Below are 13,186 nucleotides of genomic sequence, written 5' to 3'. Positions count from 1 at the left end.
AAGCAAGCTCCGGGCCACTACGGGAGCTCCAGGATTTCTCTATTGCCTGCGCCTCTGGAACCGGCTCGTAGCGGCCAGGATGAAGCCGCGCGGGAAAAAGCGCAGCGCAAGCGGCACAATCTTGATGCCAAGACCCGGCAGCACTGCCCGTTTGTTGGCCATCAGGCCACGATAGGCCTCCTGCGCGACATCGGCGGCTGAAACATTCAGAAGGGCCGTATCGTGCTGGGACCCGACGCCGGCGCGCGCCTGAAATTCGGTGGGCACGGGGCCCGGACAAAGCACGGTGACACGAACGCCGCGCGGCGCAAGCTCCGCCCGGAGCGCTTCGGTGAAGGAAATCACATAGGCCTTGGACGCATAATAGACGGCCATGCCGGGACCAGGCAGGAAGCCCGCGACCGAGCCGACATTGAGAAGTCCGCCTTTGTTCCTGATCAGCTGATCGGCAAAGCGCAGCGACAGATCCGTCAGGGCCCGCACGTTGACGTCGACGATGCCGATCTGCTCGTCGCGATCGCGCTCGATTGCATCGCCGAATACGCCGAAGCCGGCATTGTTGACGAGGTGATCGAGCTCGACGCCTTCGGCGGCGAGCGCCGCTGCGATCGTCTCGCCGGCGGCGGGGTCCTCGAGATCGCAGGCGATCACGATCGGCTTCTTGCCGCCCTTGGCAGCGAGCTCGCGCGCGAGCGCCTCCAATCGATCCGCGCGCCGCGCCGTCAATGCCAGGCGATGTCCGTTGGCGGCAAATACACGCGCCAGCTCCGTGCCTATGCCCGCCGAGGCACCGGTGATCAACGTTACGCGCTCAGTCACGATCCAAGTCTCTTGATCCAAGTCTCTTGAATTGAAGTCTTTGGCCCCGCAATGGCGGAACGAGAGCATAAGCCGTGCGCGACAGGCAAGCGGCACTGGCGGAATGGCGGCTTGAGCGGGCGACAGGGGGACAGGAAGGACAGGTATTTGCAGGCGAATCCGCCAAAGCGGGGGCGGCCCGGGATTACATTAAAGTTTCGTCATGTGGTTCGCAGGTCCGGCAATCACCGGGCCGGACGGGTCAGCCGCCGACGGCGTCATCCTTCACCTGACCACCGACGCGCTCCGCCACAATATGCTTCAGCTCGATCCGGTCCCGCTGGGAAATCCCGAGCAGATCGGAGGCGCGCCAGACCACGTTGTCCTCGAACTCGCTCACCTGGCCGTCGGCATAGACCAGCTCCCACATCATCCGAACGATGCGCTTGCGACCCTCTTCGTCGAGCGAGCGCATGATGACGCTGGTGAAGTGATAGAGGTCCACCGCCTCGCCCTCGACCTCGGTGGCGTCCGCGATCAGGCGATCCGCAGTGCCGTGATCGAGCCCAAAATGGCTTTCGATCAGGCCGTGCAGCTTGCGCCGCTCGGCCGCCGTCGGCTGGCCATCCAACGAGACCACGTGGACCAGCAGCGCGGTGGCCGCCAACCGATAATCGCTGTCACCGAACGTGCGGTGCTGATCTTGCGGGGCGACAATGTCGGCGATGAATTGGCGCAGGCCGTCGAGCATAAGATCCTACCGAAATCGATGCAGCCGCGAGGAGCGCGGCTGTTGCCAGCATTATATGAGCAGGAAACTCAACCGGCGCAACGTGCGTCAGTTCCGCGCGCCGCATTACGTTTCGGCAATATTGGGGGCGGCGTCATGGCCGGGACAAGCCCGGGCATGACGGGGAGTGTGGCGCGCATCCGCCTCCACGCCGTCATTGCGAGCGTAGCGAAGCAATCCAGAATCTTTCCGCAGACGCAGTCTGGATTGCTTCGTCGCAAGGGCTCCTCGCAATGACGGGGGTTTGGAGCGGCCGACGACCTTCCCTCACGGGATCTCGTACACCACCATCTTGTCGGCGATGCCACGCAGCGCCGCCTGTTTCTGGATCGGCTTGATCTCGCGCTGCTGGAGTATTTCCGCAACCGCCGGCGCGTCCAGCACCGGGCCGGTGATGTGAATCTCCTGCGCGGTCGACAGGCTCTGCACGCGGGAGGCGATGTTGACGGTCTGGCCGAAATAATCCTGCCGCTCGTTGAGCATCACCGCGAGGCAAGGACCCTCATGGATGCCGATCTTGAGAACGAGGTCGTTGGCGCCGCGCTGCTTGTTCAATTCGTCCATGGCTGCACGCATGCGCAGTCCCGCGGTGATGGCGTGCTCCGGTTTGACGAAGGTCGCCATCACAGCATCGCCGATCGTCTTCACAACGGCGCCCTTCTCGGCGGCGATGATCTCCAGCAGCGCACGAAAATGCGCTCGCACGAGATCGAAGGCAGTGAGATCGCCGACCCGCTCATACAGCGCCGTCGATCCCTTCAGGTCGGTGAACAGGAACGTCAAGGACGTGATCTTCAGTCGCTGGTCGACATTGAGATTATCGGCCTTGAAGACGTCGCGGAACGTCTGATTGGACAGCATTCGCTTGGCGGTCAGGATCGGCTTGCGCTTGCCGATCATCTCATGCAACGCGTCGGCGGCGATCCAGACTGAAGGCAGCACGCGATTGTCCGATTGGTTCTCGAGCGTGAGACGCAACGGTCCGGGACGCATCACGGTGGTCCCCGTCGGGGCCTCCAGCCTGTTGAACATGATCGAGAGCTGCTGACGTTCGCTCGTCGGCTCGCCCTGAACATCCAGGAAATGAGCGGAATGGGTCACTGGCTCGAAGACGATGATGAACTGGCTGGGCAGGTTGAGCGAGAGGATCGCCTTCTCGCCGGCAGGCAATTCGAGCGCTTCGAGCGTCACTTCGTCGATCAGGCGGGAAAAGGATTCCTCGTTGAGATCGACTCCGGAGCTCCAGAACATCTGCCGCACATACTCCCAGATCGGCAGCGTGTCGGGATCATGAGCACCGATGCGGCGGACCCGCGGACTCACGGTAAAGGCCACCTCGACCATTTCGTCGACGGACGCCTCATATCCGGCTGCACAGAGCGCGCAATTGTAGTCTTCGTGCTTCAACGACTTCAACGTTGCATGCGCACCCAGCACTCCTCCGCAACCGGGACACAGCACGTTCCAGCTCATGTCGAACAGGCCGAGCCGGGAGGCATGCAGGAATCCGGAAATGACCTTCTCCTGATCGAGCCCGGTACGATTGGCAAAATCGAGCGCATTGATGCGATTCAGATCGCGATCGTGACCGTTGGCGATCAGCTGCGCGATGGCCTCGACGACGACGGGATCAGCGGTCTGCTTCAGTACGGAAAACTGGGCCTGGATGTCGCTCATGACGAGACTCTATCTAGGGTGGATCACGTCATCGGCCAGACGAAAGGCCCTCACCGACGCGTGATGCGGAACATGGGCGAGTGGTCCGGCTGGGTCGTGACGACGCCGAGCGGGACCACGGAATTTGCCTGATCGGCGAGCTCGACACGGAAGGCTCCGATCAACCGGGCCAGCGCCAGCACGGATTCGGCTTGCGCGAACGGCGCGCCGACGCAGACGCGCGGACCCGCGCCGAACGGCAAATAGGCGAACCGGTCGGGCGCCTCTTTCGTCATGAAGCGCTTTGGAATGAAGGCGTTCGGCTGATCCCACAGCTTCTCGTGCCGGTGCAGCAGCCAGGGCGCGATCATGATGATGTCGCCCTTGCCGATCTCGATACCGGCCGCATTGTCCTTCTCGCGCGCGGCACGCGCGACCAGGAACGCCGGCGGATAGAGCCGCATCGTCTCCTCGATCACCGCGCGGGTGAACTTCTGCCGGTCGATGTCGGCGATGCTGTCGAGATGTTCACCGCGCGTTTCGGAGGCGACCTCTTCCTGCGTGTCCGGATCGAGCGCGAGCAGATACAGCGCCCAGAACAGCGCCGTCGCCGTGGTCTCGTGACCCGCAAGGATCATGGTCGCGACCTCGTCAACAAGCTGCTCGTCGGAAAAGCCTTTGCCGGTTTCAGGATCGCGCGCTGCGTCCATGAGATCGAACAGGTCCCGCGGCGGCGCGCCGTCCTTCTTGCCGGCCGCGCGCCGCTCGGCGATCAGCATGGCAACGAACTCGGTCCAGCGCTTGCGGAAACGGGCGCGGGCAAAATCCATCGGGCTCGGCCACGACACCGGCAGCAGCATGTCGAGAAAGTACGGCCGTCCCAGCCGGGCGGCATATTCCATGATGAAGTTGCGCAAGGTCGCACCATGCCGGTCCATGCCGAACGAAAACATCGTGCGCCCGGCGATCTCCAGCGTCATGCGCTGCATGATCTCGCGCAGGTCGACCTCTTCCCCCGAGCGCGCATCCAGCTTGGCGATGGTCTCGTCGAGCACCGCCGTCATGTGCGGAACGAGATTGGCGGTGGCGCGCGGCGTGAAGGCCGGCGCAAGGGTGCGGCGCTGAAACGTCCAGAAATGACCTTCGGCGATCAGAAGGCCGTCACCCAGCACGGGACGCAGCATGCGGATGCCCGCCGGCGTGCGCGTATAGTTCTCGTAATTGGTGAGCAGGACATGCCGGATCGCGTCCGGCTGGTTCAGGATGAAACTGTTGCGGAGGAAGAAGCGCCCCTTGATGACGTCTTCCTCATAGGCGCGCTGTCCCCAGGTCGCGATCATGTTGTGCCGGATCACGGCAAGCCGGCCGAAGAACGACATGTCGTCGGGCGCACGCGGGGGAGCCGGAGGGATGATGGGCCGACGTACGCTGGCGATATTCATGGCTCTCTCCCGCAGAGGTACGCAGGCAAACAGCTAATAAGTCAGCTCGGCAATCGCAATCCTGTTCTCGGAAGCGGGCCAGGCCCGCGCCACAATCCGTTCTTCGCCGAATTGAGCCACGATGTTACGTCCAACCTCGCCGGCCGCAAGCCGCAATGTTGCCGTCGAATCCGTCGGGACGCCCGGTTTGACGTCGGCCGGCTCCTTGCCGTCCAGCAACACCACGTCCCGCGGCAGACCGAAATAGCCGCGTGGCCGCGACATGATGACGACCGCGCCGGCGTCCTTGTCGGCCGACCCGAGCGGCCGTGCGGCGCGCAAATGGACGACGTCGGACGAGCGCGGGAACGGCGAGCGATAGATGTGTGTGATCGGCGCGCCCGCCGACGTCAGAACGAATTCGAGCGACCAGGAGGGGTCGACCTGCGCCGGCCCCCAGCGGCCGTCGGCGGTGGTTTTTGCGCTATGCACAACGCCTCCCTTGCGCTCTCCGGTATCGGGATCGACGCGGAAGATATCGACGGTTGCATCCGCCACCGGGCGATTGCTCGACACCCCGCCGGGCGTGCCCGTGACGAGGCCGCTGAGCTTGACGGCCACCTCCGGCACGATCGCGATGCGCGCGGGCTCACGTCCGGCGATGAACTTGTAGATCTCCCGGAACGCGCGTGGATGGAACGCCACCTCGCGATGGTCGAGCGCACCGAGCACGAGGTTGGTGGCGCCCTTCAGCTCCGGCCCCTCGGCGGTGATGCCGGTCGGCGTGCCGGGCTTGCCGATGAAGCGGCCATCGGCCTGCGCGTATTTGTCCATGCCGTCGCTGCGCAGCGTCAGGAAGGCAACGCCCGGCGTCACCTCGCTCCCGCCTTCGTTCAGGCCGCGCAGAAACGGGCCACGGCCGTTGAACTCGCTATTGGGCTGGTCGTCGGTCGCGAACACGCCGTGATTGGGCGTGCCGCACAACACGGCGTGGCTGACGTCGCCGGCGCCGCCATTCTTGATCACGTTGCGAATGGCATAGCCGCCGCGCGAGCTGCCGACCAGCGCCACGCGAGGCGCACCGGTGCGGCGCTTCAACTCGGCGATGGCAGCAGCGAGTTCGCGGCGCTGGTCCTCGGTCGAGGAGCGGCCCGCCTGCTCGACCGTGTCGTCGGTGCGCGCATTGGGATCCGTGAAATTGATCGCCATCATGCGATCGCGCGCAATGCCGTTGGATTCCATCCGCCACAAGGTGGTCATCCAGAGCGCGTCATAGTCGCCATTGCCGTGCACGAACAAGATCGGCGGCACCTCCGGCGCGGCCTGGGCAAACGCCGCCGTCCGCAAGCTCGCAGTTGCGAAGGGCAAGCTGCCGGCCCCCAGCAAAATCATCCGTCGCGACAGCTTCATCTGTTCCTCCCCGGCAACCGCCCTCTTTGCACCGCTTATAGCGGCCTAACCACTGGACAGCGAATGACTTTCGCAGGCATCACTGAATTTGCCGGAATCGCCCAAAGAGAGCTCCAAGACCACTTCTGCCAGCCCATATGGAAGGGGATATGACCGAGCAGCCAAACCGTCAGAAAATGGCCGCCGACGGCATCACCGCGCCGCTGCGTTACACCGTGTTCCGGCGCATCTGGCTCGCCAGCCTGCTCTCCAATCTCGGCCTGCTGATCCAGGGCGTGGGCGCAGCCTGGGCGATGACGCAAATGGCGGCATCGGCCGATAAGGTGGCGCTGGTGCAGACCGCCCTGATGCTGCCGATCATGCTGATCTCGATGCCGGCCGGCGCCATCGCCGACATGTATGACCGTCGCATCGTCACGCTGGTCTCGCTGTCGATCGCCTTGATCGGCGCGAGCGCGCTCACCGTGCTGGCCGGCTTCAACCTGATCACCCCCGAATTGCTGCTGACCTTCTGCTTCGTGGTCGGCAGCGGCAACGCTCTGTTCGGCCCGGCGTGGCAATCTTCGGTCAGCGAACAGGTGCCGCCCGACGCGCTGCCTTCGGCCGTCGCGCTGAACGGCATCAGCTACAACATCGCGCGCAGCTTCGGCCCGGCAGTCGGCGGCGTCATCGTCGCCGCGCTCGGCGCAGTGGCTGCCTTCGCCTGCAACGCGATTCTCTATATACCGCTGCTGGTGGTGCTGTTGTTGTGGCGTCGCTCGGTCGAGCCCTCACGGCTGCCGCGGGAAAAGCTCAACCGCGCCATGGTCTCGGGCTTCCGCTACATCACCAATTCGCCACCGATCAAGATCGTGCTGTTGCGCACGTTGGTGATGGGCCTGATCGGCGGCGCCATCATGGCGCTGATGCCGCTGGTCGCGCGCGACTTGCTGCATGGCGGCGCGCAGACCTACGGCATCATGCTCGGCGCCTTCGGCATGGGCGCCGTGATCGGCGCACTCAACATCCACGAACTGCGCAAGCGCATGAGCGGCGAAGCCGCGATCCGCGCCTGCACCGTCTCGATGGCGTTCGCGATGGCTGCGCTCGCCCTCAGCACGGAGCCGGTGCTGACGGCAGCGGCGCTGGTCCTGGCCGGCGCGGTCTGGATGGCTGCGATTGCGCTGTTCAATATCGGCGTGCAGCTCTCGGCGCCGCGTTGGGTCGCCGGCCGCTCGCTCGCGGCGTTCCAGGCCTCGATTTCCGGCGGCATCGCCATCGGCGCCTGGGGCTGGGGCCATCTCACCGACTACGCCGGTGTCGAGGTCGCACTGCTGACCGCGGCCGGCCTGATGCTGATCTCGCCATTGCTTGGGATTTGGCTCACGATGCCGCGCGTCGGTGCCCGCAACGAGGATGCCGATGTGCTGGCCGATCCCGAGGTGAAGCTGTCCCTGACGGGGCGCAGCGGGCCGCTGGTGGTCGAGATCGAATATCGCGTCGCGCAGGAGAACGCGCGCGCCTTCCACAACGTGATGCAGGACGTGCAGCTCTCCCGCCAGCGCAACGGCGCCTACGGCTGGTCGATCGCCCGCGACATCGCCGATCCTGAATTGTGGACGGAGCGCTATCACTGCCCGACCTGGTTCGACTACTTGCGTCAGCGCAACCGCTCGACCCAGTCGGAACGCGCGCTGCATCAGCAGGCGATCGATTTCCATCTCGGCCCGGAGCCGGTGCGTATCCGCCGCATGCTGGAGCGCCCGTTCGGCTCGGTGCGCTGGAAGGACGAGACGCCGGATCGCGCCGGCGCCGAGGTGCTGCCAGTGGTCGCGACGGCGGCAGGAAGCAGCACGTAGGCTCTTGCGGGCAGTAGCCCGCATGAGCGAAGCGACATGCGGGGTCAGGAGTTCCGGATATCGCTTCGCTCATCCGGGCGACGACGACATCGCTACTGCCCGTGCTCGGTCAGCACCTTGTCGCAGCCTTTGCTCAGCCGCGTGCGATTTTGCTTCAGGCAAGCGAGCACGGCGCTGTCGCCATTGTTCATCACGGCGCGGCAGAAACGGCTGACATCGCGCGCGCAGGCGTCATGGCCGGGTTGCTGCTGCGCGGATGCGACCGAGGCGCACAGAAGCAAAGGAATGATGAAAAGGAATCTGGTCATCGCGTAATGCCTCGTACCGCTTGATATGAGCGGGCGAAGCTAGTGCGACGATCCCGAAGCCGCAACGGGTTTATTGCCGAGCGGGACCAACATCGCCGCGTGGCTCCGGCTCGAGGCCGGGGCACATCGCGAAGGGAGCTAACCGACGCAAACGATGTCGTTGTGAGCTCTTACTGACTGTCCTGGGCGTCAGCGACCTTGCGCGAGGCGCCCTTGGCGAGATCCTTGTCCATCACCGCGCGGCAGCCGGCGCTTAAGTCCGAGCGATGCTTCATCATGCACGCCGTGACCTTCGGGATGTTGGGGATTTCCGACGAGCACAGGCGGAAGGCATCGCCGGTGCACATCTGCTGCGCCTCGGCCGAGAAGGCGAGACTCGAGCTCGTCGAAGCGATCGAGACGATGGCGGCAAAGCCCAGAGCCAGGCTGGTATCGCGGATAGTGGCAGAAAAGGACTTGGTCATTTGAAGCTCCCATTGGCACCGCGCGGAGCGGGCCCGTTGTTGATGGGAGCTACGATGTTCCAGCAAAACAGTTTCCACCGTGATGACCGTCACGCGCCCTGCCCCGACTGTGATCTCGGTCACGTTGGCGCACGGCCCTGAAATTCCTCCACAACCGCATTCGTGTTGGTGTCACGTTAACTGTTGGTTCGCATTAATGGCACGTCGCGCGGGAAATTCCGCAGGTTTGGTTGCGTAATTGGAAAGAGTAGCGATGCGTAATGCGTTGGGCCTGATGCTGGCCAGTGTAGTTGCGGCGGTCGTGATCGCCGCCGGCGGTTGGTTCTATTATTCCGCACGCGCCGATCAGGGCGCTCCCAAGACAATTGCCGCCCGTGCCGCCGATCCATTGCCGGCACCGGCGAAGCTCGCTGCCAGGGATGACGTCGAGACCACCGCGGCGATCGCGGCCAAGCCGGCGGCTGTTGCGCAGGCACAGGCTCCCACGCCCGCCCCGGCTATGCCGGCGCAGCCGAAGCAGGCCTGCGCCAATCCGAACGCGCTGGGCGTCTCCCGCGTGGTCGAGATCGACACCACCGGCGGCCCCGGCTTCGGCTTCGACCATTTCAAGCAATTCGACTTCCTCACCGACAAGGAGGTCGTGCTGACCTTCGACGACGGCCCCTGGCCGGTCAACACGCCCGCGGTGCTGAAGGCGCTCGCGGACGAATGCACCAAGGGCCTGTTCTTCTCGGTCGGCAAGCATGCGACCTATCATCCGGAAATCCTGCGCCAGGTGCTGGCTCAGGGCCATACGGTCGGCACCCATACCTGGTCCCACGTCAATCTGAACGGCAAGAAGATGACTGAGCAGATGGCCAAGGACGAGGTCGAAAAGGGCATCAGCGCGGTGAGATTCGCTCTGGGTGCCAACCCGGCGCCGTTCTTCCGCTTCCCGCAGCTCCAGCATAATCCGGCGATCGTGAGCTATTTCGGCACCCGTAACGTCGCGATGTTCTCGACCGACATCGACTCCTTCGACTTCCGCAAGGGTGCAACGCCGGAGAAGATCATCGAGACCGTCATGAACAGGCTCGACAAGCTCGGCAAGGGCATCATCCTGATGCACGACTTCCAAAGGCACACCGGCGAAGCGCTGCCGGCGCTGCTCGCGCGGCTGAAGGCCGGTGGCTACAAGGTCGTCCAGATGAAGGCCAAGACGACGCTGCAGACGCTGCCGGAATATGACGAGGCGCTGCTGAAGGAGCTGAAGGTGCCGACCGCGGGCACGAATCCGCGTCCGATCTCGAGCGTGGTGCAGACGGTGTCGCAGTAACGCGCGATCATCCCTTCAATATTCGCATGGCCGGGCTCGCGCCCGGCCATTTGCGTTGAGCGGGCGGTTTACCAATAAAGACCGTAGCGATGCAGATCGCTGATGATGCGGCGCTCGGCCCAGCTGCGCTTGTGCTTCGGCTTGTCTGCCCTTGTCGTTTTCCTAGTGACGGGCTCGCCCGTCGCGACCGGCCGGGGTGGTCGTGAGCGCGGTCACCACCAGAGCAGCCGGAGTAGCCGTAGCGGCCGGCGCAGAGAGCGACACTGGACAACGTAGCCAGGGGCTAAGAAGTACGCAAAAGCCTCTGTACGGCGGAGATGGGAACAACTTCGCAAGGCACCAGAGGATCATCTTCCGAAGGCCCTTTTACCCCAAGGCCGATCACCATCCCGCGCGCGTCCAACACCGGCCCGCCGGAAACGCCATCGGGAACGCCCTTTTCGATCAAATACCTCACTGTCGCGTCTCCTTTCCAAATCACCGGATGACGTGAACGGTCATAAGTCGCAATGACCTCAGTTCGCGCTATCGAGATAGACCCTTCTGGAAATTTCGCCGGGAAACCCGCTACTCGTACCTCGTCTCCGATAGCGACTGCAGATACCGCAGCTTCCAACTCAACACGCGGTGAAGGCAACATGGTATCGAGAACCTCCAAAATCGCGACGTCCGCGAGTGCGTCAACTTTGAGAGGGTGCACCCGATACTTAAGGTGTTTGCGGTCAGGGTGATAAATCTGCATCTCATCACCGGTGCAATGCTCGCACGTCACCAAACCAACGCCCTTCAAGAAGAAGGCCGTACCTGTAAAATATTCGCGCACATGCGCTGAACCCTCGCTCGAAGGACCAACGTACTTTGTTATGTCGAGGCAATAGGTGCTCTCCCTCAAAAGTTCGATCGCTGATGCAGGGAGCAATCTAAAAGATGTGGTACTTCTATCGGGCAGCGCGTTAAATCGAAGGAGCAGCTTTCGACAAACTGGCTCATTTTCACCTTGTACGCATTTTAGAAACTCTAACTTCCCTCGCAGAATGTGTTCGAAATTATCCCGATCGTGCTTACGAAGACGTCCATCGGACTTCCTCCATTTAGTTAGATGCTCTGCTTCGGCAGCGACGCGACCAAACTTTTCCCACGCGTGCATCATGGCTCTGATCTGACGCACAAACGTTCTAGGCACGTTGAGCTTTTCGTTGACGATCAGACCCGTAACTTCCTGACGGTCTCCCCGCCCGCTGAGGCGAGACTTGCTTTCATTCAATTTGAAATCGTTGCTCTCGATCAAAGCTCGCAGAGCTTCGCCGATAATCAGCGTACGTTTCTCGCCATCGTCAAGGTGTGCAAGCGCGTGGGGAAACCGAGCCGCGCCGGTAGAAATGGTTATGTCATCAGCGTAACGAGTGTAGCGACATCGAAATTTCCGGCAAAGCCTGCTGAGCTCGCCGTCTAGGCGATCAGCAACCATATTCGAAAGTACTGGTGAAAGCGCACCGCCCTGTGGGAGCCGTCCAGAAACGCACGCAGCATTTGCGATCGCGTGGGCGATGGGCGGCGTTAGGTTGAATGGATTAGCCTCTAGCCGCCCCTTGATACGGCCGAATGTGACAGCGTGAAAGAAATCTTGCAGATCAAGACTTAGCACCCACCTCGCTTTGAGATGAACGCGAGCGTTCGTCAGTACGCTTCGGTCCTTTAGAAACCCGTGTACCACCCCTCGGGGTCGATACAATTCATCAACGAGCGGGCGCAGTTCCTTTTGAATTCGCAGCAAGGGCCATCGAGGTGCCTCAATCAGCCTTTCTCCGCCGCGACGCTTCGGCAGCTTGAAGTTACGGTACTTAAGCGATCCCTGGATAACGTAAACGATGTATGCAAAACGACGAAAGCCGACACCAATTACTGAAGCAAGCTGACGAGGCAAAAAAATAGAATTGAGAAGGGGTGTTGGCGCGGGCAATCTCGCTCTTCCCCGATCCGTCCACATGGATCGTCGCATAGTTAGCATTCGGTCGGCGATGAAGTTACCCTTCTCCGCACGCGTCGCAGGAACACAACACATGTTGATCTTTCCCGCGCCAACCGAAAGAGACTAGCAAAGAAAATCCCGCAAACAACACACAAACGAATGTTACCCACACCGCTGCTTAAGGTTGAGCACGAGCACGAGGCAGATTGCAAGGCTTGGACGGCGCGCGCCTTTCAAAGGGAGAACAGTACGACGGTGCAATTTACGCAGATCATGCGCGATCCTAAGGGCGCAAGGCTGAGATGTGGGGCCAGTATTGATTGCCTAAGTTTCGGCGGAAAGGTGCGTGTGTGCGCTTTGCAAAAGTTAAAACCAGCGCGGGATCAGCTACAGCGGCGCGAAGTTATTGCTCAACATCGCCGGCCAGGACTCAATCACCACCGGCCCGGAAGTAGCCCGGCCCCTGGCAAAGTACGCTGCGAATAAAGCTCACGCTGATCAGCGACGAAGTCCCGAACCCTAACGATGTGGGCGGGGTGTTGCCGTCGCGGCTCGTCAAGCTCCACCTCCCGGTGAGTTGCCCATTAATCGTGGGGAACTACGGGACAATTGCAACGAATCAGCTAGCGACCGAGCCGCATTTGGTACTGTGGGCGCACTCCTGAGGCTGATTCGACCTCATCGGCCGTGGGCATCTTCTGATTGGACGGGGTGCAAGCCCTTTACCGGCGGGGCGCAATCCCGCGCTCCGATCAGGAGACCTACCATGGTCAGAATAAGCTGCTCGATCATCCAACCTGTGTCCGTGACGGACTATGTCCGCTTCCGGCTCGGCAAATGGGAGTACGTACGTGCCCACTGTCGGTCTCTGCCAAACCGTTAAGTCGGAATAGCAGAGACCTCTCACAGCAGTGACGTCACTACCGGACTCGGGCGGGAGGCACCCCGCCCAGTCCACCCCTCCCAACCATTGCTGGCTGAGAATCGTTCGGCGTTGGCGCCGAGCTGATTAGCGCCTAAGCCAATTTCTAATTCGTTGAAGTCTCCCGCAGCGCCCTGCATAGCGCTGTGATTCGTTCTTCTTAGTTGATGTGTAATCGTACACATGAAATTTTGCGTGATGCAAATGGTCTTGCGGAGCCGGACTCGGCGTGAGTCGAATCAACGGCTTGTGTCGGGATAACTACCGTCCGCGTACCTATCCCGTACCTTTGACG

11 protein-coding genes are annotated in these 13,186 nt (G+C 62.2%); 3 read left to right on the top strand and 8 right to left on the bottom strand.

The window, feature by feature from the left end; translation table 11 throughout:
• Positions 1-39 precede the first annotated feature (39 nt).
• Both UNPA324_RS06625 and UNPA324_RS06620 read right to left on the bottom strand, forming a co-directional pair.
• Positions 40-819 carry an SDR family NAD(P)-dependent oxidoreductase gene (locus UNPA324_RS06625; RefSeq protein ID WP_128921022.1) on the bottom strand — a complete coding sequence of 260 codons (780 nt, stop codon included), beginning with the start codon at positions 817-819 and terminating at the stop codon, positions 40-42.
• Positions 820-1,060: 241 nt separating this feature from the next.
• On the bottom strand, positions 1,061-1,549 hold the full coding sequence (locus UNPA324_RS06620; protein ID WP_141934118.1) for a tellurite resistance TerB family protein: 489 nt from the start codon (positions 1,547-1,549) through the stop codon (positions 1,061-1,063).
• Between UNPA324_RS06620 and UNPA324_RS35035 the strand changes: the two genes are divergently transcribed.
• Entirely contained in the window at positions 1,439-1,825 is a 387-nt protein-coding gene (locus UNPA324_RS35035) for a hypothetical protein (protein ID WP_164936458.1), read from the top strand. The two genes, UNPA324_RS06620 and UNPA324_RS35035, sit on opposite strands and share 111 nt — an antisense overlap.
• Before the next feature lie 30 nt (positions 1,826-1,855).
• Here the strand turns inward: UNPA324_RS35035 and UNPA324_RS06615 are convergent, their stop codons facing one another.
• Genes UNPA324_RS06615 through UNPA324_RS06605 form a run of 3 tightly spaced genes read right to left on the bottom strand, consistent with a single transcriptional unit; the run spans position 1,856 to position 6,075 of the window.
• Positions 1,856-3,265 carry an adenylate/guanylate cyclase domain-containing protein gene (locus UNPA324_RS06615; RefSeq protein WP_128921024.1) on the bottom strand — a complete coding sequence of 470 codons (1,410 nt, stop codon included), beginning with the start codon at positions 3,263-3,265 and terminating at the stop codon, positions 1,856-1,858.
• 50 nt (positions 3,266-3,315) lie between these two features.
• On the bottom strand, positions 3,316-4,686 hold the full coding sequence (locus tag UNPA324_RS06610) for a cytochrome P450 (protein ID WP_141934116.1): 1,371 nt from the start codon (positions 4,684-4,686) through the stop codon (positions 3,316-3,318).
• A gap of 33 nt (positions 4,687-4,719) precedes the next feature.
• Positions 4,720-6,075, bottom strand: a complete 1,356-nt coding sequence (locus UNPA324_RS06605; protein WP_141934114.1) for a hydrolase — start codon at positions 6,073-6,075, stop codon at positions 4,720-4,722.
• A 149-nt stretch (positions 6,076-6,224) separates the two neighbouring features.
• On the opposite strand from UNPA324_RS06605, the gene UNPA324_RS06600 reads away from it, so the two are divergent.
• Complete coding sequence (locus UNPA324_RS06600; RefSeq protein WP_128921027.1) at positions 6,225-7,913, top strand: MFS transporter; 1,689 nt, start codon at positions 6,225-6,227, stop codon at positions 7,911-7,913.
• Positions 7,914-8,005: 92 nt separating this feature from the next.
• On the opposite strand, the gene UNPA324_RS06595 is transcribed toward UNPA324_RS06600, so the two are convergent.
• Both UNPA324_RS06595 and UNPA324_RS06590 read right to left on the bottom strand, forming a co-directional pair.
• A complete protein-coding gene (locus UNPA324_RS06595; RefSeq protein WP_128921028.1) occupies positions 8,006-8,221 on the bottom strand; it encodes a hypothetical protein in 216 nt (71 codons plus the stop codon).
• A 170-nt stretch (positions 8,222-8,391) separates the two neighbouring features.
• Positions 8,392-8,685, bottom strand: a complete 294-nt coding sequence (locus tag UNPA324_RS06590) for a hypothetical protein (protein WP_128921029.1) — start codon at positions 8,683-8,685, stop codon at positions 8,392-8,394.
• Positions 8,686-8,938: 253 nt separating this feature from the next.
• On the opposite strand from UNPA324_RS06590, the gene UNPA324_RS06585 reads away from it, so the two are divergent.
• Positions 8,939-10,000, top strand: a complete 1,062-nt coding sequence (locus UNPA324_RS06585; protein WP_141934112.1) for a polysaccharide deacetylase family protein — start codon at positions 8,939-8,941, stop codon at positions 9,998-10,000.
• Positions 10,001-10,283: 283 nt separating this feature from the next.
• Here UNPA324_RS06585 and UNPA324_RS06575 read toward each other — a convergent pair whose 3' ends face one another.
• Positions 10,284-11,960 (bottom strand): reverse transcriptase domain-containing protein, encoded by a 1,677-nt coding sequence (locus tag UNPA324_RS06575; RefSeq protein WP_181769317.1) that lies wholly within the window; start codon positions 11,958-11,960, stop codon positions 10,284-10,286.
• Positions 11,961-13,186: the final 1,226 nt, after the last annotated feature.

Source organism: Bradyrhizobium sp. UNPA324, assembly GCF_006658635.1.
In the GTDB taxonomy this organism is placed as follows: Bacteria; Pseudomonadota; Alphaproteobacteria; order Rhizobiales; family Xanthobacteraceae; genus Bradyrhizobium; species Bradyrhizobium nanningense.
The sequence above is the reverse complement of the archived record's forward strand: the minus strand, read 5'-3'. Positions and strand labels throughout refer to the sequence as shown.